Source organism: Streptomyces sp. NPDC022910, assembly GCF_055561075.1.
This window is the reverse complement of the sequence record NZ_JBVHHL010000012.1, coordinates 38413-61914: the sequence shown is the minus strand read 5'-3', so window position 1 is coordinate 61914 and position 23502 is coordinate 38413. Positions and strand designations below refer to the sequence as shown.

Here is a 23502-nt window from a genome sequence, read left to right as displayed (position 1 = left end):
CTCAGGGCCGAACCGGCACTCGGCGTCGGATCACGGCTCAGGCGGCCTTGCTCGCCCGGCGCCGGTGAGCACGCACGATGTCCGCGTACCGGTGTCCGGTGCCCTTGATCGTGCGGACCTGGGTGCGGTAGTCGACGTGGACGAGGCCGAAGCGCTTGTCGTAGCCGTACGCCCATTCGAAGTTGTCGAGCAGCGACCAGGCGAAATAGCCGGCCAGCGGGGCGCCCTTGCGGGCCGCCGACGCGCAGGCGGCGAGGTGCTCGACCAGGTAGTTCTGGCGTTCCGGGTCGTCGACGGTACCGTCGGGGCGTACGACGTCGGGGAAGGAGGAGCCGTTCTCGGTGACGTACAGCCTGCGGGCTCCGTACTCGTCGGTGAGGCGCAGCAGCAGTGTCTCGATGCCGCCGGCGTCGATCTCCCAGTCCATGCCGGTGCGCGGTACCCCGTGGCGGCGGACCGAGCGGACGCGGGGGGCGGGGCCGGCCGGGTCGTCTGCGACGGTGGCCGGGAAGTAGTAGTTCAGGCCCAGCCAGTCCAGGGGCGCGGCCATCGTCTCCAAGTCGCCCGGGCGCTCCGGGAGTTCGACACCGTAGACCTCACGCATGTCCGCCGGGAAGCCACGGCCGTGGACCGGGTCCAGCCACCAGCGGTTGACGTGACCGTCCATGCGGCGGGCCGCGGCCTCGTCCTCGGGCCGGTCGGTGGCGGCGTGCACGGTCGAGAGGTTGTTGACGATGCCGATCTCGGCGTCCGGGGCGGCAGCGCGGATCGCCTGGGCCGCGAGGCCGTGACCGAGGAGCAGATGGTAGGAGGCACGGATTGCGGCGGTCAGGTCCCTGAGGCCGGGGGCCATGGTGCCTTCGAGGTGGCCGATCCACGCCGAGCACAGCGGCTCGTTGAGGGTGGCCCAGTGGGTGACGCGGTCGCCCAGTCGTCCGGCGACGACCGACGCGTACGCGGCGAAGTGCTCGGCAGTCGCTCGCTCGGGCCAGCCGCCGCGGTCCTGGAGCACCTGCGGCAGGTCCCAGTGGTAGAGGGTGACGGAGGGGGTGATGCCCGCCTCCAGGAGGGCGTCCACCAGCTCGTCGTAGAAGGCGAGGCCCTTGGCGTTCACCGGACCGTCGCCGCCCGGAATCACCCGGGGCCAGGCGATGGACAGCCGGTAGGCATTGGTGCCGAGCTGCTTCATCAACCCGATGTCCTCGCGCCAGCGGTGGTAGTGGTCGCAGGCCACGTCGCCGTTGTCGTCGCCCGCGATCTTTCCCGGGGTGTGCGAGAAGGTGTCCCAGATCGACGGCGAGCGGCCGTCCTCGGCGACGGCCCCCTCGATCTGGTACGCCGATGTGGCCGTGCCCCACAGGAAGTCATGCGGAAGCGCGGCGAGGTCGATGCGTTCGGACACAGAAGTCCTCTCAGGAATAGGCGTGTTGGTCACTTCACGGCTCCGGCGGTGAGCCCGGTGACGAGATAGCGCTGCAGCAGCAGGAAGCCCGCGACCACAGGCACGCTGACGACGAGCGAGGCGGCCATGATCTGGTTCCAGTAGACGTCGTTCAGCGTGGAGTAGCCCTGGAGTCCGACGGCGAGCGTGCGGGTGGCGTCGTTGGTCATCACGGACGCGAAGAGCACCTCGCCCCAGGCGGTCATGAAGGCGTAGACGGCGACCGCGACGATGCCGGGGATCGCGGCCGGCACGACGATCCGGAACAGCGCACCGAGCGGTCCGCAGCCGTCCACCAGCGCCGCCTCGTCCAGGTCACGTGGAACCGAGTCCAGATACCCGATGAGCATCCAGATGGAGAACGGCAGCGAGAAGGTGAGGTAGGTCAGGATCAGCCCGCCGCGCGAGCCGAACAGGGCGATGCCGGTGGCGTTGCCGATGTTGACGTAGAGCAGGAAGAGCGGGAGCAGGAAGAGGATGCCGGGGAACATCTGGGTGGACAGCACGGTGACCGTGAACACGCGCTTGCCGCGGAAGTTGTAGCGGCTGACGGCATAAGCGGAGAACACCGCGATCACCACCGAGCAGACGGTCGCCGAGCCCGCAACGATGAGCGAGTTCATGAAGTACTTCGCCAGCGGGACCGTCGACCAGATGTCGATGTAGGGGCGGATCGTCAGACCGCTCGGCAGCCAGCGGAACTTCCCCGAGACGTCCGCGAGCGGCTTCAGCGAGCTGGAGACCATGACGTAGACCGGCACCAGGACGAACCCGGTGAGCAGCGTGAGGAAGATCCGCCGGGACCACAGGAAGGACCGCGGCGGGGCCATCGGCGAACGGGACGGCAGCTGCGAGGTGCTAGACATCGGCCGTCTTCCTTCCTCGGGAGGTCAGCAGCAGGTAGACGCCCGTCACGACGAGCAGGAAGAGAAGCAGCAGGACGGACATGGCGGAGCCGGCGCCGAAGTTCCAGGTGACGAACGAGGCTTGGTAGATGTGGACCGAGATGAGATCCGCGGCCTCCGGGGCGGCCTTGCCGAACAGGACGTACGGTGTGTTGAAGTCGTTGAACGTCCACAGGAACAGCACGAGGATCAGCACCTGGTTGACCGGGCGCAACGACGGCAGCGTGATGCGGCGGATCTGCTGCCACATACCGGCGCCGTCGAGGGCGGCCGCCTCGTACAGCTCCCTGGGGATGTTCTGCAGACCGGCCATGACGATCAGGAACGCGAACGGCCACCCCTTCCACACGGACACGACGAGCAGGGCGACGAAGCTGTTGTCGCCGATGAGCCAGAAGGACGGCTTGTCGGTGAGGTGCAACTGGTCGTGCAGGACGTGGTTCACCAGGCCGTTGTCGTGCTGGAACATGAACACCCAGGTGATGACGGCCGCGTAGACGGGCAGCGCGTACGGCACCAGGAACAGGGCGCGAAGCAGTCCGCGGCCGCGGAAGGTGTCCTGCATGTAGACGGCGGCCACCGTGCCGATCAGCCAGCACAGACCGACCGACAGCAGGGTGAAGCCGACGGTGACGAGGAACGAGTGGAGCAGTGCGTCGCCCACGGGGGCGTTGAAGTCCAACGAGACCTTGTAGTTGTCCAGGCCGGACCAGGGCGCGGTGCCCCAGTCGCGGATGTAGAACTGCGTGAGCTCCTTGAAGCTCATCACGATGCCGATCACCATCGGCACCAGATGCACCAGGAGTTCGAGGAGCAGGGCGGGCAGGAGCAGCAGGTAGGGCAGTCCGATACGGCGAATCCGCCCGGGGCGGCGCGAGCCGCGCGCCGCCCCGGGGGAGCTCTTGCGTACCGTCCGCTCGCCGGGTTCGGCGGAGGCGGTCGTGGTGGTCATGACGGTGTCCGTGCTCACTTCGTCGGCATCTGCTGCTGGGCCTTCTGGAGCCTCGCCTTCACCGAGTCCGTGGTCACCGCACGTCCGGCCGCGGCGTCGGCGAACAGCTCCTTGACGGCCGTGCCGACCGCCGTCTCGAACTGAGACTCGTCGGCGACCTGCGGCAGCGGGGCGGCGCTGGTCGCGAGGGTGTTCTTCAGCACCGCGTTCGCCGGGCTGTTGAACGCGGCGTCCGACTGCGCGGCCTTGACCGGCGGGATGGAGCTGTAGGCCGTGTTGAGGATCTTCTGCTCCGCGTCGCTGGTCATGAACTTCACGAACCGCGTGGCGCCGTCGAGGTTGTGGCTGTTCTTGAAGACGGCCAGGTTGATGCCCGCCACCATCGAGTTGACGTTCGTGCCGGTCCCCGGCGTGCCGGACTGCACGGGCACCGGGGCGATGCCGTACTGGTCCTCGCTCATGCCCTGCGACTTGAGGTTTGCGGAGGCGGACTGCCACAGCAGTATCGCGGTCCTGCCCTTGGCGAAGTCGCTGACCGACTGGTTCTGCGCGTACTCGGCGTTGCCCTGCGGGATGACCTTGTCCTTGGCCATCAGGTCGACGTACTGCTTGACCGCGGCCACCACCCCGTCGCTGGTGAAGTCGGGCTTGCCGTCGGCGGTGAAGAAGTCGGCGCCGTGCTGCTTGGCGAAGACGAAGACGTGGTGGATGTTCTCGGAGACGTTGGAGCCCTCGGCGCCGAGGACCTGCTTGCCCTTCTGCTGGATCTTCTTGCCGTCCGCGACCAGCTCGTCCCAGGTGGCCGGGGGCTTGGAGATGCCGGCGTCGGCGAAGATCTTCTTGTTGTAGTAAAGCGCGTACGCCATCGAGTACAGGGGTACGGCGGCCGGGTCCTTGCCCTGGGCGCCCGTGGAACCGAGCGCCGAGTCGACGAAGCGGTCCTTGCCGCCGATCTTGTCGAGGTTCTTGGCGTCCCACGGCAGCAGCGCCCCGGTCGCCTGCAGGGAGGCGCTCCAGGTGTTGCCGATGTTCAGCACGTCGGGGCCCTGGCCGGAGGTGGTCGCGGTGAGGATCCGGTTCAGCAGATCCGACCAGGGGACGACCTCCAGCTTCACCTTGATCCCGGTCTGCTTCTCGAACTTGTCGAGCTCGGGCTGGAGGACCTTCTTGTCGATCTCGATGCTGGCGCCCTGGTTGGAGGCCCAGTAGGTGAGCGTCTTCGGCGAGTCGTTCGACCCGCCACCCGTCGACGAACCGCCTCCGCAGGCCGAGGCGGCAAGGGCGAGAGACATGGTGACGGCGCCTACGGCCGCGGCTCGGATGCTGCGCATGGCTCCTGGTGTCCCTTTCCGGGAGTCGAGAAGGCCGAGGAAGGTTCCGGACGACACCTCGTTCGACTCCCGAAACCCTCACGGCTTAATTTAGGACGTGAGTTAAACCCCGTGGGAAACGCTCGTCAAGGGATCCGACAGGGCTTAATTGCCGAGCGGTCGCGACGAAGGCCGTCCGGGCGGCGCCGCACGGCCCCCGTAGGGTACGTGACCTGCGGCGGAGGGCGGCCTGGGCATACTGCAACGGTTGGGTCTCGACGGGCCGGCGAACCATGCGCCGCACCGTCTCCGGCATGTCCCTGAATCAGCGCGCGAGTTGACGACAGGCCGGCCGTCTCCGACTGAACTTCGGTCACACTGTTCGACGCCTCGTTCAAGCGGAGGAAGCATCCACCGACGAGGGAGCGCTCTCGCCTCCCGCATCGTTCACTTCCTGAACCACCCAGTGCCGCAGCAAGCCGTGCGCCCCGGCTCACACCGGGGCGCCTCCGTCAGCGCTCTAGGAAGTCGAAGAGCTCCTCCCAGCGGCTCGTGATCACGTCGGGGGCGAAGCGCCGGACGTTCTGCCGCGCCCTCTCCCCCATCGTGTCGCGGAGGTTCTCGTCGGCCATCAACCGCACGAGGTGACGGGCGAGTTCGGAGGTGTTGCCGTGCCGGGCCAGCAGCCCGTCCTCGCCGTTCCTGACGATTTCGCGCACACCGGGGGAACAGTCGAACGCGGCACACGGCACGCCGCAGGCCATCGCCTCGAGGAGGACCAGCGGGAAGCCCTCGCCGCGGGAGGACTGTACGAACACGGACGACCGCCCCAGCGCTGCGGTCACGTCGTCGGTCTGCCCAGCCCATTCCACCGAGTCGTCCAGACCGAGTTCCGTGCACTGCTCCCGGAGCGCGGCCTCGTGGTCGCCGGCACCGTAGATGCGCAGGATCCAGCCGGGCTGCCGCGGCGCCGCCTCGGCCCAGACGTCCAGCAGCAGGTCGACACCCTTCGCATGGCTGAGCCGTCCGATACTGGCCACCACCTTCTCCGTGCGCGGCGAGGGACCGTCGGGCAGCACCGGCAGCGGGTTCGGCATGAAACCGACGTGGTTGACGCCCTCCCCCACCCAGAGGTCGGCGTCCTCCTGGGTGAGGACCAGTAGCCGGTCCACGTCCTTGAAGTACGTCTTCACGCGCTCGAAGCGCGAGGACCGGCGGGAGGCGTCGAAGGACTCGTGGCTCATACCGATGACCGGGTGCCCCGCGGTGTCCGCGAGCGCCACCCACTCCATCGCCCAGACCTGGGTGACGATGATCACGGCGCCGGGCCGTGCGGCCCGGAACGCCCGGCTGAGGCGGTCCGCGGCGGCGCGCATGTCCGCGCTGTGCCGCCGGACGGCGGGATCGAACCGGCCGAACAGGATGCGCGGCCTGCGGCGGCCCGCAGGGCGCCGGTCGTACAGGGTCAGCGTCTCGAACGGCGGATCCTCGCCCAGGTCCATCGGTACCTCGGGCGGGGAGATGCCGATGACCCGGACCCGGTGGCCGCGCTCCGCGAACAGCCGGGCCATCTGGGTCTGCCAGCGGCCCACGCCTCCCAGCTCGTTGACCTCGTTGGCGACGAAGAAGATCTCACGCTGCGTCATCGGGTCTCTCCCGCAGGGCCGAAGAAACGGTCCACGATGCGAGCCGCCGCGTCCCCGCGGTCGTACTCGCCATACTTGTCCACGAACTCCTTGAGCTGTGCCTCGTACTGGGTGCCCATGGCCGGCAGCTCGGACACCGCCGCGAAGAGCTCGTCCTCGGTGTGCGCCACCGGTCCCGGTGCCTCTTCGAGGAGGTCGAAGTACGTGCCGCGCATGTCCTGGGAGTACTCCTCCCAGTCGTACGCGTAGAACACCATCGGCCGGCGCAGCAGCGCAAAGTCGAACATCACGGACGAGTAGTCGGTGATCACAGCGTCGGAAAGCAACAGGAGGGGAGTGATGTCCGGTTCGCCCGTCACGTCGATCACCCGGCCCGCCATCGACGGCGGGAGGGTGACCCGGTTCAGGTAGTGGGAGCGGACCAGGAGGGTGTACTGGTCCCCGAAGCGGTCGACGAAGCGTTCCACGTCGAAGGGGAACTCGAAGGCCCGTACGGCGCCGTCGGCGCGGGCGCGGAACGTCGGCGCGTACAGCACCACGCGGCGATCCGGGCGGATGCCGAGGCGTTCGGCGAGCCGGCGCAGGGCCGGGTCGGGCGCCTGAGGATCACGGGCCGCCCGGACCAGGGCGTCGTTGCGGGGGTAGCCCGTGCGCAGCAGCTTCTCCTCGGGGAGGCGGTAGGCCCGGACCAGGGTGCGGACGTCGTGTTCGCTGCGGACCACGAAGTGGTCGAAGCGGTCCAGCGCCTCCTGGTAGGAGCGCTGTTCCTGCTCCGGCATCACCCGGTAGGTGGGCTCGTCGAAGCCCATTCTCTTCAGGGCCGACCCGTGCCACGTCTGGATATAGGTGGTCTCCGGTCGTTTGGCCAGCCTCAGCGGGAAGCCCTGGTTGTCGATCCAGAACTCGGCCTGGGCCAGCGCCTTCAGGTAGCGCCAGGACCACCGGCGGACGAGTTCGGCGTCGTCCGGGAAGCCCTCGGGCCTGTCGCCCGCGTAGGACCAGATCGCGGTCACGGGCGCCCGGCGGCGGCGCAGTTCCTCGTAGATGGCCCGTGGGCTGTCGCTGTACTGCTTGCCGAGGTGGCTCTCGAAGACGACGGTGCCCTTGCGGACCGGGAGCAGCCGCAGCAGGCGGTGGTAGCCCTGGACCTTGCGCGGGCCGGAGGACAGGTCCCTCTTGACGGTCCGGAGCGTACGGTAGGCGCCCTTGATGGTCCTGGCCGCGGAGCCGTGCAGATTGCGGTCCACGACAGCGCGCCCGCGGCGGGCCGCCGTGCCCTGCTGGCTGAGCCGGAAGGCCAGATGCCCCTTGGCAGACACCTGGGGTTCGAGCCGGTCGGCCACGAGCCGGCTGAGCCGGGGTTGTACGGGCACGGACGCGGAGTTCTCCAGGTCGACGCGGCCGGCCGTGAGCCGGCTGGTGGTCCGCTTCCCGTCCGCCGTCAGATGCAGCCGGACGTCCCACACCTCGTCGACGACGCCGAGCGGACGGAAGCAGGCGGAGAGCGGGACGGCGGCCTGCCAGGTGAGGGTGTCGCCCTCGTGCAGCACCGTCCGCACCGGGAACCGGAAGGTCTGCAGACTGCGGCGGCGGGCACGGAACTCCAACTCGGCGGAGAGCTGGGCGTCCGCGGCGACGCTCTGCAGCGGATTGACCACCGCGCCTTCGAGCACCACAAGGTCACCGCGCACGGCGTACCCGGTGAGCAGGTTGCGCAGGAACATCCTCTCCAGTGGTCTGCCGCGGTAGCCGAGACCCGTGACATCCATGACATCGCGCGCCTTCGGATCGTCCAGGTACTGGTCGCACCAGTAGATACGGCCGTCGCGCTCGACGAGCGGTGCGGAGATCTTGTCCCGGTTGATCAGCGTGTCGACGGCGGGCATCAGGTTGTCCCAGTCCTCCCGCATCAGCAGGTAGGCGCAGATGGCGTGAACGCGGTCCAGTTGGGCGTACGCCTCCTCCGGGAAGTCCTGGATGTAGCCGCAGGCCAGCTCCGCGAAGCGGTGCCGGTACTCGTCGTCGAGGAACGGCAGGTCACGCAGGTAGAGGACCAGGTCGTGCTTGAGGAACTTGATGTCCTTGTGCAGCGCGAGCTCGTCGAGGCCGCGCCGGTCCAGCACGGCGTCGATGCGGCGGTGGATCTCCAGCCGGTCGGTGAAGTTGTTGATCTCGTGGCGCCGGTTGCTGATCGACTTGGTCGTGGTCTTCTCCGCCACGTGCCAGAAGTAGACCGTGTTGGGGATCAGGGTGATCCGCCCCGCCGCCAGGTAGGCCTGCGCCGAGAACAGCAGGTCCTCGTAGTGGATGCCCCGCGGGAAGGTGAGCCCGTTCTCGACGAGGAACTCCCGCCGGTAGCACTTGTTGGTCGACAGGGTGTCGAAGACGAACAGGTCCGGCAGCTCGGCGATGGACTCGACGGTGCGCGTGGACCGGTACAGCCAGGGATACCAGGGGATCCTCTTGTCGTGCCGGCTGTCGGTGTGCACCCGGACGCAGAGTCCCGAGACCAGGTCGGCGCCGGTGCGGTCGGCTGCTTCCAGCATGTTGCGGCAGGCGTTGGGCTCGAGGGTGTCGTCGCTGTCCAGGAACATCACATAGCGCCCGTGGGCCACCGCCATGCCCTGGTTGCGGGGCTCTCCACAGCCGCCACTGTTCTCGTCCAGCCGGATCGCCCGCACCCGGCCGGGGTGGCCCGCGGCGAGCTGCTGCGCGACGCCGTACGAGCCGTCGGTCGAGCAGTCGTCGGCGATGACCACTTCCACGTTGCGCAGCGTCTGGTCGAGCACGGAGCGAACGGCTGCGGGGAGCCGCCGGGCATCGTTGTAGACGATGACGACGACGCTGATGTCCGGCTCCGCCCCGCCTGACTCGGGGGTATCGATCGACACGGCCACCTCTCGTCTCGTATTTCCGGCTCGCCGGACGGCGGACCCGTCACCGCCGCGGCTCGGCGGCGTCCGCGAGGACGTCCACGGAAACGACATCCGCGGAAAGGAATGCGCCCGGCTCAGGACCGGGACAACCACCCTACATCTTGTAGGGTTGCACCGGCTCATCACGGCGAGGGCGGTGCCCCACCGCCCTTCCACGCTACGTGAGGGCAGTCGGCGGGGGCGGCCTCGGCGCGGACACGTCGTGACCGGCTGCGGGGTCGACGGCGAACCGCGCATCAGTAGGCCGGGTACTCAGGGGCCCACTGCGTCCTGGCGATCGTCTGGCGCAGTTCCCCTTCGGTCGCCTTCGGGGCCACACCGTCCTCGACGGCGGCGAGCGCCGCGGCCACCGCGATCTCCCGTACCGCCTCGCGCATACCGCCGACCGCCGGAAGCAGAGGTGGAGGCCCGGGCAGCCCGGCGGCCTCCTCCGCGGCCCGCCGGGCGACGGCACGCGCGGCGGCCACCAGCATCCGGTCGGTGACCCGGGTCGCCCCGCCCGCCACCACCGCGAGCCCGATGGCCGGGAAGATGTAGACGTTGTTGGCCTGCGCCACCGGAATCTCCCGGCCGTCGATCTCCAGCGGCGGGAACGGCGAACCGGTGGCGATCAGCGCCCTCCCGTCCGTCCAGCGGGCAAGGTCCGCCGGCGCGGCCTCGGAGTGCGAGGTGGGGTTGGACAGCGGAAAGATGACGGGCCGCTCGCAGGTCGAGGCCATCTGGCGCACGATGTCCTCACTGAACGCGCCGTATGCCGTCGACAAGCCGATGAGCGCCGTCGGCTCGACCCGGCGCACCACCTCGGCGAGCCCGGTGCCGTCCCAGTCGGCCACCTCGTCGTCCGCGCGCGCGTACACCCGCTGCTCGTCGGTCAGATCGGTGCGCGAGGCGACGAGGAGCCCGTTGACATCGACGAACCAGAAACGGCCCGTGGCCTCCTCGGCCGAGAGCCCTTCGTCCATGAGGGCGGCGCGGATCATGTCGGCGACGCCCACGGCGGCGGAGCCCGCCCCCAGCACGACCAGCCGCTGTCCGGTCAGCGGCGTGCCGGATACCTGACACGCCGTGGAAAGCGCCCCCACCACAACCGCCGCGGTGCCCTGGATGTCGTCGTTGAAGGTGAGCAGCCGGTCGCGGTAGCGGGTGAGGATCGGCCGCGCGTGCACGGTCGCGAAGTCCTCCCACTGCAGCAGTGTGCCGGGCAGCTCCGCCTCGACCGCCGAGACGAACGCCTCGATCATCTCGTCGTACTCGGCGCCGGTGAGCCGGTGCTCCCGGCGGCCCAGGTACCGCGGGTCGGACAGCAACTCCTCGTTGTCGGTGCCCACGTCGAGCAGGATCGGCAGAGTGCGGGCCGGGTTGATCCCGCCGATGGCGGTGTACAGACTGAGCTTGCCGATCGGGATGCCCATCCCTCCGACGCCCTGGTCGCCGAGGCCGAGGATGCGCTGGCCGTCAGTGACGACGATGACGTCCACGGCCCCCTTGTACGGGCGGTTGTGCAGGATCTCGTGGAACCGGTCGCGGTCCTCCCAGGCCAGGAACAGGCCGCGGGGCCGTCGGTAGATCTCGCTGAAGCGGCGGCACGCCTCGCCGACGGTCGGCGTGTAGACGATGGGGAGAAGGTCTTCCAGATGCCCGGTGATCAGGCGGTAGAAGAGCACCTCGTTGGTGTCCTGCAACTGCCGCAGATAGATGTGCCGGTTGAGTGGCTTGCCGTAGTCGAGGAACGCCTGGTGGGCGCGGGCGACCTGCTCGTCCAGGCTTTCGACGGCGGGCGGCAGCAGCCCGTCCAGACCGAGCGCCTTGCGTTCCTGCCGGGTGAAAGCCGTGCCTTTGTTCAAAAGCGGGTCGGCGAGGATCGCGGCGCCGCGGGCGGTGGTCTGTCCGGTGAGGTGGGTCATCGTACGGTCCAGTGAGAGGGGGTTCAGCATTCTCTTCCCTCTGCCCCGCTCGTGTACCTTCCGCACGGCCGACGAGACGAATTCCTTCACCTTTTCGCCGGACCGGGGCCGGTGCCGGCCATGTGGTCGCGATGGGAATCCGACGCCGACGACGCTCGTTCACCGGGCATGGCGATCATCCACAGGACCACGTTGACCCCCACCAAGCTGGAGCACCTCACCTCCTGGCTTCCCACCCAGCCCTGGTATCCCGGCACGGGCGGCGGCGCCCCGGTGTTGTCCAAGACCGGCGGTTTCCGGCTGGACGACCCGGAGGGCGAGGTCGGGATCGAGTTCATGGTGGCCACCGACGAGTCCGGCGACCGGCCGGTCAGCTACCACGTGCCGCTCAGTTATCGCGGCGCGCCCCTCCACGGAGCCGAGGAGGCGCTCATCGGCACGTCCGAGCACGGCGTACTCGGGCGACGCTGGATCTACGACGGTACGCACGATCCGGTCCTGGTCACCGCTTTGCTGGCACTCCTCCAGGGCCGCGCCGAACCACAGGCGCAGAGCCTCACCGACACCCCCGACCCGTCCGTCGTCGTCCACTTCACCGGTACCGGCGTGGCCGCCGGGGCGGCCTCGACGACGGTGGCCCACGGGCCCGACGGCTCCCGCATCACCATGGACACCGCCGGATCGGGGACCGTCCGACGGCTGACCATCGAGGTGACACACGTCCTCCGAGCCGCCGGTACGTCCCCGGCCGATGCCTCGGGCCATGTCACCGCGGGCTGGCGCTCCCCGGACGGCAGCGAGCACCGCGCCGTGTTCGCCGCCCTGCGCGAGACCGGCTCCTGATCGGGGAACCCCGTACGGCCTGAGTGAGCAGGTTCTTACCAAGGTCCTGCACCAGTCGGACAACGGGCGCGCACACGACTCCCTCTTCGTGGTCGATGGTCCGGTCTTCCGGTTCCCGGAGACCGGACCGACGCGACGGCAAAGAATCCGCGGGAGTCCTGGAAGGCGCACCCATGCTCAGCCCCCATTCCCAACCGACTGCGGTGCCCGGCACCGAGCCGACGACGGCCGTGTCGACCGCTACCGACACGGCCCGCGGCCACGGCGGAGAGCGGCCTCCCCGTGGGCCACGGCCACCACGGCCGTCGTACGAGCTCCCGGTTCTGTTGTCCATCACGGCACTCGCGGCCGTCCTCTACGCGTGGGGCATCGACCACAGCGTCTACCACACGTTCTACGCATCTGCCGTGCGCAGCATGACCGACAACCCGGTCGCGTTCTTCTTCGGTTCGTTCGACCCGGCCAACTCCATAACCCTCGACAAACTGCCCGGCTTCCTGTGGCCCCAGGCCCTGTCGGCCATGGTCTTCGGCTTTCACCCATGGGCGTTGGTGCTGCCGCAGGTGGTCGAGGGCGTGGCCTGCGTACTCCTCCTCCATCTGCTGGTCCGCCGCTGGGCCGGTGTCCTGGCGGGCCTGCTGGCCGCGGCGTTCCTGACGCTCACCCCCGTGACCGTCGGGCTCGGCCGGTCGGTCGTGGAGGACGCGCCGTTCGTCCTGCTGCTGCTCCTGGCCGCCGAGGCCACGCAAAGGGCCGTCGAGCGGGCCCGGTTGCGCACGCTGCTGCTCGCCGGCGTCTGGGTCGGGGTGGCTTTCCAGTGCAAGATGCTGGAGGCCTGGGCGGTACTGCCGGCGTTGGCCGTCACCTATCTGGTGGCGGCCCCCACGACCGTGCGCCGCAGGATCGGTCATGTCGCGGTGGCCGGCGCGGTCACCGTGGCGGTGTCGGCGTCCTGGATGGCCGTCGCGACGGTCGTCCCCGCACAGTCCCGTCCTTACGTGGACGGCACCACGGACGACTCGGCCTACAGCATGGTCGTCGGCTACAACTTTCTGACCCGGTTCAACACGCTCGGCGTGAACGCGGCCGACACGGGCAGCGTCGTCACAGGCCAGGCCGCGCGGTCGGGCGGCAGCACCGGCCACACCGCCCGCACCAGCGACAGCGGCAGCACGGGCGGCACCGCCCGGACGAACGACAGCGGCGGCAGGGGCCACACCACGCGGCAAACCAGCCGTACGGGGCCGCAACTGGAACACAGCGTGCTCAAGATGTTCAGTCCGGGACTGGCCACGCAGACGGGGTGGCTGTACCCCCTGGCCACGTGCGCCCTCCTATGGGGCCTCGCCCTCGCGTGGCGCCGACGCGTCACCCGTACCGACCGGACCCTGGCAGGCCATCTGATGTGGGGCGTGTGGCTGGCCACCTTCTTCGCCGCATTCAGTTTCGGCAGCGTCACCGGTCACACGTACTACATGGGCGTCGTCGCCGTGGCCCTGGCGGCGCTGAGCGGTGACGGTCTCGTACGGGCCTGGGGGGCGTGCCGGGCCGGCGGCCGCCGTGCCTGGGTACTGCCGGCGGTGACCGCCGCGAACGTCCTGTGGTGTGCGGCTCTGACGCTGTACTACCCGGACTTCTTCGGCTGGCTCGCCCCGGCATCCGTCGCTCTCTGCGTCGTCTCCCTGGCGCTCGTCGGCGCCGGCCGCAGGCTCGTGGCCGCCCGTCCGCGGATCCTCGTGGCAGGTCTGGCAACCGGACTCGCCGCGGTCCTCCTGATACCCGCCACGTGGTCGGCCTCGGCGCTGTCCCCCCGCTACAACCAGCCCGGCGGCATGGGCAGGGTGGGTCCGGTCGTCCGCCCGGCCGACGGCGGACCATCCCTGCTCACGCCCGCGCGCGAGCGTCTCCTGGCCTACCTCACTGCGCACCGGGACGGGGCGAAGTACCTTGCGGCCATGTCCAGATGGTCGGATGCCGCGCCCTACATCATCGAGGCCAACGCGTCCGTGCTCCCCATGGGCGGCTACACCGGACATGTCCCGGACCCCACTCCTGCCCGGTTCCGCCGACTGGTCGGCTCCGGCGAACTGCACTACGTCGCTCTCGACCACGCCACCCGGCGGCAGTCGGAGGCCGGGCAGCACGAGGACACCGCCCCGCGCGGCCGGATCGGACAGAACGAAGGGACCGGACGGAACGGAGAGACCGCACCGTCCACCAGCACCGCCGTGATCACGCGCTGGGTCAGCACGCACTGCACGGTCGTGTCTCCGGCGGCGTACGGCGGCACCGGCGCCGACGTGACCCTGCTCTACCGGTGCGACCCGGAATCGGCCCGCTGACGTCCCCCACGGTGTCTCGGGACGGTCGCCGCGCCGCCCCATCGCCTGCCGGAACCCTGTGTTCACGGCGAGCAGGCCGCCGTCGACGCTCAGCGTGGTGCCCGTGATCCACGCGGCATCCCGGGAGGCGACGAACGCGACGGCCGCCGCGATGTCCTCCGGGCCGCCGACCCGGCCCAGCGGGTAGAGCTCGCTCGCCGCGGCGAGGTCCGCCTCCCGACCCTCCCACGCGGTGGTGCGCACCGTGCCGGCGCCACGAGGTTGACACGGACTCCGCGCGGGGCCGCGTGCCCGGCGAGAGTGCGGTCAGCGACATCAGGCCCACCTTCGCGGCGCTGTAGGCGTGAGTGGGCGCGGCGCAAAGGTCGCGGCATCCAGGACGTGTGGCCGTCCTGTGACAACCGCAGCCGTTCCATGACGAACTCCGCTGCCGGCGAGCGGACAGCGGGGTGTGGGGCAGGCCGGGTCAGGCGCCGGTGCCCGCCCTGAAGACCGTCAGGAACGCGGAGGAGGAGTTGCCCGAGACGGGCACCGCACCGCCCGGCCATGTCACCTTCAGGGACGCCTTCTCGTCCGGCGGGGTGATGAGGATCGCCGCGGGCGTGGCCTTGTCGGCTCCGCTGACCTCGGGGTTGGAGAAGGTCAGACCGGCCCAGGCGCTCCTGCCGGGCGCGAGCGTGATCTTCGTGGGGCTGTCCGAGGTGCGTTTGGGGTCCGCTCCCAGTTGCTTGCCGGAGGCGTCCACGAAGGCGGCACCCGGGAAGCCGTTGATCGTGCAGGTACGCCCGGAGCGGTTGGTCAGGACGAGGGGGAAGTTCTCCTGCCCGGCCCCCGGGTTGTTGGCGCCTACGGACGCGCGCAGTTCGGACGTGTGGCAGCGGGTGCTCGTGGTTCCGCTCCCGGTGGTCGTCGCGGAGGACGCCGTGCCGGCGCCGCCCGGCCCCGTGGAGGCGGCGGAGGTGCCGCTGCCCGTGCTCGTCCCGGTGCCGTCGGCGGTCGAGTGGTCGCCGGAGGCGGGCTGGGCCGTCCCGGGCAGCTTCTGTGGAGCGCTGCCGCCGGTGTGGTCGTTGCCACAGGCGGTGAGCAGACTCAGCGCGGCGACCGCGCCCAGCGCGGACACCACGCGTCGTGCCGTCAGGAAGGGGGCCGTGCCGTCGAGGTCCGGGCCCGCTGTGCCGCGCCGGTAGGTCACCATGTCCGTTGCTCCTTGAAACTCACCGCCCGCGCCGGGCGCGTGTGGACGGAGCCGTGTGCCCCGTCCTTCCTGTCCGATGCGCTCCCGCGCGGAAAAGTTCGCGTGCGACTCCTGTGCAGTGGAGTCGCGGCAGCCGTGTCCTGGCGGCTGTCAGCCGCTGACCCGCACCGAGTCCAGGATCCGGTCGGTCTCGTCGCTGCCGCCGTCCTGGCGCAGCTGTACGTACACCCGCGGCTGGTCGGCGCCGTCGGCAGGGCCGAGGGCGGCCTCCGTGACGGAGCCCTTGCCTCCGTCGCAGGCGTTCCAGGTGCGTATGCGCCCCTGCCAGGCGGTGCCGCGGTAGTCGCGGCTGCCCTGGTAGTGACAGCCGGTGTGGTCGAGGGCGCGCACCTCGGCCGCGAGGTCCCCGTGCTCGCTCAGACCGATGAACGCGCCGTTGACGTCGGTGCCGAGGTCCGGCCAGCGCCCGAGGTCGTCGGCGACGGCGAGTGCGGGCTCCTGCCCGCTCGGCAGGCCCACGGTCTTCGGGTTCCAGCCGGCGTCGCGCAGCTGACGACCCCAGGCCGCGGGCACGGCCGCGTGGATGCGGCCGGTGGAGTCCTGGACCTTCACGTCCGTGACGGGGGGATGCCGAAGCAGCAGGGTGGTGGTGACCGCGGCGGCGCCGGCGGCGGCCAGGGCGGCCAGGACGAGGACCGCGGTGCCCCGTTGGCGGCGCGGCCGCTCGGGGGTCGGCGCGGAGGACGTTCCCGCGAGCCGGTCGAGTTCGTCCGCGAAGGCTTCCGCGGTCGCCCAACGCCGGTCGCGGTCGGGTTCCAGGGCCTGCATGAGCGCTCGCTGGACCCCGGGAGGCAGGTCGGGGCGGAGCCGGTCGGGGCGCTGCACCTTGCCGGGCGGGTCGGGGACCGTGCCGGTGACGAGGTGATAGCCGAGGGCGCCGAGGCTGTAGACGTCGGCGCGGGCGTCGATGCCCGAGCCGGGTTCGCTCTGTTCGGGCGGTGCGTACCCGGCGGAGCCCGCCGCCATGGTCAGTCCGGAGGCCTGCGCGAGGCTCTTGGCCAGGCCGAGGTCCGCGAGCAGCAGCCGGGTGGAGCCGTCGGGCGCCGTCCGCAGGAGGACGTTGGACGGCTTGATGTCCCGGTGCACGATCCCGGCGTCGTGCAGCGCGGCCGCCGCGCGGGCGGCCAGGGCGGTCAGCCGCAGGGCCTCGCCCACGGGGAGCGGACTGCCGGCGATCCGGTCGGTGAGGGTGCCGCCGTCCGCGTACTCCATGACGAAGTAGGGCCTGCCGTCGGGGAGCTCACCGATGTCGTAGACCTGCACGACACGTTTCGAGTCGGCCCGGCGCAGCAGGCGTGCCTCGGACAGGAAGCGCTCCCGGATGTCCAGCCGGTCGGCCCAGTTCTCGGCGAGCACCTTCACCGCGACGGGCGCCTCCAGGACGTCGTCGTGGGCGAGCCAGACGACGCCGAACGCGCCGCCGCCCAAGCGTCGTTCGAGGCGGTAGCGGTCGATCCGCTCCAGGGAGTGCATGCGACTATCATGCCTGGTCCGATATCGACTTCGAGGGGAGCTCCCAGTGGGGGATGCCGCGGACACCGAGGAGCTCGCTCGGCGCGCGGCCACGGGTGAGGGAGCAGCTCTGGACGCGCTGCTCCAGCACATCCAGCCGGAGGTCGTACGGCGCTGCGGACGGTTCCTGCCGTGCCGGGAGGACGCCGAGGAGGGGGCCCAGGACGTGCTGCTGCAGGTCGCACGGAAGATCACCACGTTTCAGGGCCGCAGCCGCTTCAGCACCTGGCTGTACACGGTGGTCGCCAACTGCGCCCGGCAGAAGTACCGGGAGCTGAAGCGGCGGGCCGCCGAGCAGCCTGCGACCATCGACGCGGCCCAGCACGTGGATCCACGGACCACCAGCGTGATCGCCGGGTCCCGAGTCGACCTGCTGGAGGCCCTCGAGCGGCTGGAGCGCGAACACCCCCACCTGGTGGCACCGCTGGTCTACCGGGACATCTGCCAGCTGGAGTACGCGGAGGTCGCCGAGCGCGTCGGCGTCCCGCTGGGCACGCTGAAGTCCCGGCTGCACGAGGCCCGCAAGCAGGTCAGGCCCTGGCTGACCGGCTCCGTGTGAGAACGCCGGGGATCAGCCACGCGGGGGGCGGCACGGGCATCGCGCACCGCCCCCGGCGTGTCCCCGCACAACCTCAGTGGCCGCTGATGGGATGCGGCCGGTACGGCTCCTCCAGCGCCTGGACCTCCTTGTCGGTGAGTTCGACATCGAGGGCCGCGACCGCGTCGTCGATGTGGTGCGGCTTGGTGACGCCGACGATGGGCGCGGCCACGGTGGTCTGCCGCAGCAGCCAGGCGAGGGCGACCTGGGCGCGCGGGACTCCTCGCTGGGCGGCGACCGCGGCCACCGCGTCGACGACGGCCCGGTCTCCCTCCTGGTAGAGCCCCTTGCCGAACTCGTCGGTACGGCTGCGCTCGGTCGCCTCGTCCCAGTCCCGGGTGAGGCGCCCGCGGGCCAGCGGGCTCCAGGGCAGGGCGCCGACGCCCTGGTCCGCGCAGAGCGGCAGCATCTCGCGTTCCTCCTCGCGGTAGAGGAGGTTGTAGTGGTTCTGCATCGACACGAACCGCGTCCAGCCGCTTTGCCGGGCCGTGTACTGGGCCTTGGAGAACTGCCAGGCGTACATCGAACTCGCACCGATGTAGCGGGCCTTGCCCGCCTTGACCACGTCGTGCAGGGCCTCCATCGTCTCCTCGATCGGCGTGTGCGGGTCCCAGCGGTGGATCTGGTAGAGGTCCACGTAGTCGGTGCCGAGACGGCGCAGGCTGTGGTCGATCTCCGTCATGATCGCCTTGCGGGACAGCCCACCGCCGTTGGGTCCGGGGCGCATCCGGCCGTGCACCTTCGTCGCCAGCACGATCTCGTCGCGCCGGGCATAGTCGGTGAGCGCCCGGCCGACGATCTCCTCGCTCGTGCCGTCCGAGTAGACGTTCGCGGTGTCGAAGAAGGTGATGCCGGCGTCGAGTGCCCGCCGGATCAGGGGGCGGGACGCCTCCTCGTCGAGGCTCCAGGTGTGCGGGCCGCGGTCGGGGATGCCGAAACTCATACAGCCCAGGCAGATCCGCGACACGTCGAGACCCGTCGAACCGAGCTTCACGTACTCCATACGACTCCTGCTTTCACTCGGGGCGGGGCAAGGCGCCGCGGGCCGCACAAGCACGGCCAGACGCGTCCCTGCGGTGGCGCCGTCGCCCCCGACGACGTGATCTCTGCCCACCCTAGGTGCCACGAAGCCCCCACACCAAAGGGTCGACGGCTTCCGGTCAGCGGTACCCCGTCGCATCCGCCGCGCTGCCCGCGTCCTGAACCTCCACGAGATAGCGCCACGCGTCAGGGCGACTACCCTCACGATCCGTGAAGCCGTACACCTGGGCAAGCTGCCCACTGGAGAGGGACATCCCGTTCCAGCGGGAGACCTCGGCATCGGCGGCCAGCGACGCGACACCGCGGCCCACGTAGAACGGGCTTTCGGAGATGCAGAAGTGCGGGACGCGCTCCAGGGCGTCGCGCCAGTTCTCCTCCGTCACCCCGAACCCGTCGAGCATCAGCTCCGAGCGCAGCCAGCCGGGGGTGAGGGCGAGGGCGGTGGCGCCGCGCGGGGCGAGCTCGTGGCCGAGAGCGAACGCCATCCGCAGCACGGACGCCTTGGCGAGGTCGTAGAAGAACGAGACCCGGTAGGTGTCGCGGTTGTACTCGGCCGTCCCGTCGGTCATCTCGACGACCAGTCCGCCCGGCCGGCGCAACAACAGGGGCAGTGCGTGATGGTTGGTGATCGCGTGCGTGTCGACGGCGAGCCGCAGCAGACGCAGCGCCTTGTCGAGGTCGTGCTCCTACACCGGGCTGTCCCACTCGAAGAGCTTCTCGCCGCCCCAGATGTCGTCGACGAGGATGTCCGGACGCCCCTGCACGTCCTCGATGCGGTCCACGAGGGCGCGCACCTCGGCGGGGACGAGATGGTCGGCGGGCACGGCGATACCGTGCCCACCCGCCATGGTCACCAGGTCGGCGGTGTCCTCGATGGTCTCCGCCGGTCGTACTCGGAGCGCCGCTCACGCGTGCTGCGCCCGGTCGCGTAGACCGTCGCTCCGGCCGCGCCCAGTTCCACGGCGATCCCCCGTCCCGCGCCGCGCGTCGCCCCTGCGACCAGTGCGACCTTGCGTTCGAGTGACTTCGACATGTCCGACCTCCGCGCTCATGGAACCGTCCGCGTCGAGGTTCTCGCGGAAGCCGGACATCTTCTGTCGCCTTTTCGGGTCAGTGGCCGCGCGCGACCCACTCCTGCAGGTGGAGTGCCTCCGCTCCGATGGTCGTCGTCTCGCCGTGACCCGTGCGCACCACCGTCTCCGGCGGGAGGGTGAGCAGCCGGTCACGGATCGACTCGATGATCGTCGGGAAGTGGGAGTACGAGCGTCCGGTGGCGCCCGGCCCACCCTTGAAGAGGGTGTCGCCGGTGAAGACCGTGCCGAGGCCCGGGTCGTAGAGGCAGACCGCGCCCGGTGCGTGGCCCGGGGTGTGCAGGACGGTCAGATCGGTTCCGGCCGTCTCGATGATCTGGTCGTCGGCCAGCCAGTGGTCGGGCAGGCGGTCGGGATGGGTCAGCTTCCACAGCGGCAGGTCGTCGGGGTGGAGCCAGATCGTCGCGCCGGTCCGCTCGGCGAGCGCGGGGGCGGCGTCGATGTGGTCGTTGTGGGCGTGCGTGCACACGATGGCGCGCAGCCGACGGTCGCCGACGGCCGCGGCGATGGCGTCGGCGTCGTGGGCGGCGTCGATGACGATGGCCTCGTGGTCGTCGCCGACGATCCACACGTTGTTGTCGACGTCCCAGGTGCCGCCGTCCAGGGAGAAGGTGCCGGAGGTGACCAGATGGTCGATGCGCGCGGTCATCACAGCACCACCACCGAGCGCAGCACGTCGCCGTGGTGCATCCGCTCGAAGGCCTTCTCGACCTCGTCGAGTGCGATGGTCTCGGTCACGAACTTCTCCAGCGGCAGGCGCCCCTGCAGATGCAGGTCGATGAGCATGGGGAAGTCACGGTTGGGCAGACAGTCGCCGTACCAGGAGGACTTCAGGGCACCGCCGCGCCCGAAGACGTCAAGGAGCGGAAGTTCCAGCTTCATCTCGGGAGTGGGGACGCCGACGAGCACGACGGTGCCGGCCAGGTCGCGGGCGTAGAAGGCCTGACGGTACGTCTCAGGGCGGCCCACCGCCTCGATGACGACGTCGGCTCCGAAGCCGCCGGTCAGCTCGCGGATCGCCTCGACGGGGTCGGTCTCCCGGGAGTTGACGGTGTGGGTCGCGCCCAGTTCCCGGGCGGTGTTGAGCTTGCGGTCGTCGATGTCCACGGCGATGATCTTGGACGCGCCCGCCAGATACGATCCGGCGACCGCCGCGTCGCCGACGCCGCCGCAGCCGATGACCGCGACCGAGTCGCCCCGGCCGACGTTCCCGGTGTTGATGGCGGCACCGATGCCCGCCATCACCCCGCAGCCGAGGAGACCTGCCACGGCCGGGGAGACGGACGGGTCGACCTTGGTGCACTGCCCGGCCGCCACCAGCGTCTTCTCCGCGAAGGCGCCGATACCGAGAGCCGGGGAGAGCTCCTGGCCGGTGGCCGCGAGGGTCATCTTCTGCTCGGCGTTGTGCGTGTCGAAGCAGTACCAGGGACGCCCGCGCAGACAGGCGCGGCACCGGCCGCACACCGCCCGCCAGTTGAGGATCACGAAGTCGCCGGGGGCGACGTCCATCACCCCCTCGCCGACCGACTCGACGATCCCGGCGGCCTCGTGGCCGAGCAGGAACGGGAAGTCGTCGCTGATGCCGCCCTGCTTGTAGTGCAGGTCGGTGTGGCACACGCCGCATGCCTGGACGCGCACCACCGCCTCACCCGGACCCGGATCCGGTACGACGATCGTCTCGACCCGCACCGGCTCGTCCTTGCCAGGGGCGATCACGCCGCGTACTTCCTGCGCCATGGTGCTGTTGCCTTCCGTCGGTGGTGCGGACGCCTCGCGCCCGGTGCGGGCCACGGCGGCCCGCACCCATGATCCTTGCGCGGTGGGCACGTCCTCTGCACGTATTCCGCGCGGCGGAAGTGAGATCGACTGCGGGCGGGGCCGCGCACACGTGCATGCGGGTGACTTCCGTACGACCCGGCCGACGTAGGCTGAACGCCCCTACGCCGCAAGGAACGCCGTGAGCATCGCAGAGACGGAAACTGAGCCGGAATCGGACCCGCCCGCGTGGCGGCTGCTCCTCCGATACGTACGGCCGCACCGGTGGGCGCTGTTCGCGGGAGCGCTGCTGGCGCTGGCCACCGGTGCCACCGGGCTCCTCCTGCCGCTGGTGGCCCGCGGACTCATCGACGACCTGGCGCACGACCGGCCCATCACCCGTGCCCTGATCGGCATGTCGGGCCTGGTGGTCGCCAATGCGGCGGTGGGCGCGCTGGGTTCGTACGTGCTGCGCCGCACCGCCGAGTCGGTGGTGCTCGGTGCGCGGCGCACCCTGTCGTCCTATCTGCTGCGACTGCGGATTTCCGCAGTCGACCGCACCGAACCCGGGGATCTCATGGCCCGGATCACCTCCGACACCACGCTGCTGCGGGAGGTCACCACCGACTCGCTGGTCGGCCTCGGCACCGGAGGGCTGACCCTGGTCGCGACGGTGGTGATGATGGGCGTGGTCGACGTGGTGCTGCTGGGCGTCACGCTCGGCGTGATCCTGGTCGCGGGCACCGTGCTCGGGGTGATCGTGCCGCACATCAACCGGGCGAGCCGGCAGGCGCAGGACGCGGTGGGTGCGATGGGCGCGTCCCTGGAGCGGGTCCTCGGCGCGCTGCGCACGGTCAAGGCGTCGGGTGCCGAGCACCGCGAGGAGGAGGCCGTCCACGCCGCGGCTGAGGAGTCGTGGCGGCAGAGCGTGCGGGCGGCCAAGTGGACGGCGGCCGCGGGCAACACCGCCGGCCTCGCGATGCAGATCGCCTTCATCACGGTGCTGGCGGTGGGCGGCGCCAGGGTCGCGACGGGCGCCATCGACGTGGGCACGCTGGTCGCGTTCCTGCTCTACGTCTTCTATCTGATGTCGCCGATCCAGCAGGTGGTCGGCGCCGTCACCCAGTACCAGACGGGCGCCGCCGCGCTCGCCCGCATGCAGGAGGCGTTGCGGCTGCCCGCCGAAACGCCCGCCGGACCCACGCCGTTGCCGTCGTCCGATGCGCAGCCGGCCGCGCTCGTCTTCGAGGACGTGCGCTTCCGGTACGCCGACGACCTGCCGTATGTGCACCACGGCGTGACCTTCGCGGTGCCGGCCCGGGGCACGACCGCGTTCGTCGGCCCGTCGGGCGCGGGCAAGACGACAGTGTTCTCACTGATCGAGCGGTTCTACGACCCAGAGTCGGGCAGCATCGCGCTCGACGGTCGCGACATCGCCGCGTGGGAGCTGTCCAGTCTGCGGTCCGCCATCGGATATGTGGAGCAGGACGCGCCGGTGCTGTCCGGATCCCTGCGTGACAACCTGCTTCTCGGCAATCCGGAGGCCGATGACGCCGCAGTGCAGCGTGTGCTCAAGACGACGCGGCTCGACGGTCTGGTGGAGCGGCTCCCCCAGGGTCTCGACACTCTGGTCGGGCATCGCGGGACGAAGCTCTCGGGCGGCGAACGCCAGCGCGTCGCGATCGCCCGGGCGTTGCTGCGCCGCCCCCGTCTGCTCCTGCTGGACGAGGCGACCTCGCAGCTCGACGCGGTGAACGAGGCGGCACTGCGGGACACGGTCACGGACGTCGCGCGGTCGACGACCGTCCTGGTGGTCGCGCACCGGCTGTCCACCGTGACGATGGCCGACCGGATCGTCGTCATGGACGCGGGCCGCGTCCGCGCGGTCGGCACGCACCGCGAGCTGGTCGCCGCCGACCCGCTCTACGCCGAACTGGCCGCGACGCAGTTCCTCGCCACGGCCGGCTGAGG

General features: G+C 70.4%; 16 protein-coding genes and 2 pseudogenes. 4 read left to right on the top strand and 14 right to left on the bottom strand.

Annotation, left to right across the window (positions count from 1 at the left end; genetic code table 11):
- Positions 1-37: 37 nt before the first annotated feature.
- The 7 genes from ACZ3TS_RS14460 to ACZ3TS_RS14430 all read right to left on the bottom strand — a co-directional run bounded on the left by ACZ3TS_RS14460 (position 38) and on the right by ACZ3TS_RS14430 (position 11094).
- On the bottom strand, positions 38-1402 hold the full coding sequence (locus tag ACZ3TS_RS14460; protein ID WP_467617425.1) for a GH1 family beta-glucosidase: 1365 nt from the start codon (positions 1400-1402) through the stop codon (positions 38-40).
- 29 nt (positions 1403-1431) lie between these two features.
- The gene (locus tag ACZ3TS_RS14455) at positions 1432-2271 is read right to left on the bottom strand and encodes a carbohydrate ABC transporter permease (RefSeq protein WP_467617734.1); all 840 of its coding nucleotides are present in this window, start codon (positions 2269-2271) and stop codon (positions 1432-1434) included.
- Between the two features lie 28 nt (positions 2272-2299).
- A complete protein-coding gene (locus ACZ3TS_RS14450) occupies positions 2300-3298 on the bottom strand; it encodes a carbohydrate ABC transporter permease (RefSeq protein ID WP_467617423.1) in 999 nt (332 codons plus the stop codon).
- Positions 3299-3312: 14 nt separating this feature from the next.
- Positions 3313-4629, bottom strand: a complete 1317-nt coding sequence (locus ACZ3TS_RS14445) for an ABC transporter substrate-binding protein (RefSeq protein ID WP_467617420.1) — start codon at positions 4627-4629, stop codon at positions 3313-3315.
- Positions 4630-5120: 491 nt separating this feature from the next.
- Positions 5121-6254, bottom strand: coding sequence for a glycosyltransferase family 4 protein (locus ACZ3TS_RS14440; protein WP_467617418.1), 1134 nt, complete (start codon positions 6252-6254; stop codon positions 5121-5123).
- Positions 6251-9145: a bifunctional glycosyltransferase/CDP-glycerol:glycerophosphate glycerophosphotransferase gene (locus ACZ3TS_RS14435; protein ID WP_467617415.1), complete on the bottom strand. Its 2895-nt coding sequence runs from the start codon at positions 9143-9145 to the stop codon at positions 6251-6253. The genes ACZ3TS_RS14440 and ACZ3TS_RS14435 overlap by 4 nt, the downstream gene beginning before the upstream one ends.
- 281 nt (positions 9146-9426) lie before the next feature.
- Positions 9427-11094, bottom strand: coding sequence for an NAD-dependent malic enzyme (locus tag ACZ3TS_RS14430; RefSeq protein WP_467617731.1), 1668 nt, complete (start codon positions 11092-11094; stop codon positions 9427-9429).
- A gap of 168 nt (positions 11095-11262) precedes the next feature.
- Here ACZ3TS_RS14430 and ACZ3TS_RS14425 point away from each other — a divergent pair, with 168 nt between their 5' ends.
- Together ACZ3TS_RS14425 and ACZ3TS_RS14420 are read left to right on the top strand one after the other, a co-directional pair.
- Positions 11263-11937 carry a maltokinase N-terminal cap-like domain-containing protein gene (locus ACZ3TS_RS14425; protein ID WP_467617413.1) on the top strand — a complete coding sequence of 225 codons (675 nt, stop codon included), beginning with the start codon at positions 11263-11265 and terminating at the stop codon, positions 11935-11937.
- Positions 11938-12263: 326 nt separating this feature from the next.
- The gene (locus ACZ3TS_RS14420; protein ID WP_467617410.1) at positions 12264-14279 is read left to right on the top strand and encodes an ArnT family glycosyltransferase; all 2016 of its coding nucleotides are present in this window, start codon (positions 12264-12266) and stop codon (positions 14277-14279) included.
- 33 nt (positions 14280-14312) lie between these two features.
- On the opposite strand, the pseudogene ACZ3TS_RS14415 reads toward ACZ3TS_RS14420, so the two are convergent.
- The 3 genes and pseudogenes from ACZ3TS_RS14415 to ACZ3TS_RS14405 form a co-directional block, all read right to left on the bottom strand.
- Positions 14313-14625 (bottom strand): annotated as a pseudogene (locus ACZ3TS_RS14415) (SDR family oxidoreductase); the annotation flags it as partial.
- 120 nt (positions 14626-14745) lie between these two features.
- Positions 14746-15474, bottom strand: coding sequence for a DUF4232 domain-containing protein (locus ACZ3TS_RS14410; protein WP_467617407.1), 729 nt, complete (start codon positions 15472-15474; stop codon positions 14746-14748).
- Between the two features lie 150 nt (positions 15475-15624).
- On the bottom strand, positions 15625-17007 hold the full coding sequence (locus ACZ3TS_RS14405; RefSeq protein ID WP_467617405.1) for a serine/threonine-protein kinase: 1383 nt from the start codon (positions 17005-17007) through the stop codon (positions 15625-15627).
- Positions 17008-17053: 46 nt separating this feature from the next.
- Between ACZ3TS_RS14405 and ACZ3TS_RS14400 the strand changes: the two genes are divergently transcribed.
- Complete coding sequence (locus tag ACZ3TS_RS14400) at positions 17054-17605, top strand: RNA polymerase sigma factor (RefSeq protein ID WP_467617402.1); 552 nt, start codon at positions 17054-17056, stop codon at positions 17603-17605.
- A 73-nt stretch (positions 17606-17678) separates the two neighbouring features.
- On the opposite strand, the gene ACZ3TS_RS14395 is transcribed toward ACZ3TS_RS14400, so the two are convergent.
- The 4 genes and pseudogenes from ACZ3TS_RS14395 to ACZ3TS_RS14380 all read right to left on the bottom strand — a co-directional run bounded on the left by ACZ3TS_RS14395 (position 17679) and on the right by ACZ3TS_RS14380 (position 21513).
- The gene (locus tag ACZ3TS_RS14395; RefSeq protein ID WP_467617400.1) at positions 17679-18647 is read right to left on the bottom strand and encodes an aldo/keto reductase; all 969 of its coding nucleotides are present in this window, start codon (positions 18645-18647) and stop codon (positions 17679-17681) included.
- Positions 18648-18804: 157 nt separating this feature from the next.
- Positions 18805-19718: pseudogene (locus ACZ3TS_RS14390) on the bottom strand (SDR family oxidoreductase).
- Positions 19719-19795: 77 nt separating this feature from the next.
- Positions 19796-20425, bottom strand: a complete 630-nt coding sequence (locus tag ACZ3TS_RS14385; RefSeq protein ID WP_467617397.1) for an MBL fold metallo-hydrolase — start codon at positions 20423-20425, stop codon at positions 19796-19798.
- The gene (locus ACZ3TS_RS14380) at positions 20425-21513 is read right to left on the bottom strand and encodes an S-(hydroxymethyl)mycothiol dehydrogenase (protein WP_467617728.1); all 1089 of its coding nucleotides are present in this window, start codon (positions 21511-21513) and stop codon (positions 20425-20427) included. The genes ACZ3TS_RS14385 and ACZ3TS_RS14380 overlap by 1 nt, the downstream gene beginning before the upstream one ends.
- Before the next feature lie 220 nt (positions 21514-21733).
- On the opposite strand from ACZ3TS_RS14380, the gene ACZ3TS_RS14375 reads away from it, so the two are divergent.
- Positions 21734-23500 carry an ABC transporter ATP-binding protein gene (locus tag ACZ3TS_RS14375; protein ID WP_467617395.1) on the top strand — a complete coding sequence of 589 codons (1767 nt, stop codon included), beginning with the start codon at positions 21734-21736 and terminating at the stop codon, positions 23498-23500.
- The last annotated feature ends 2 nt before the right edge of the window (positions 23501-23502 follow it).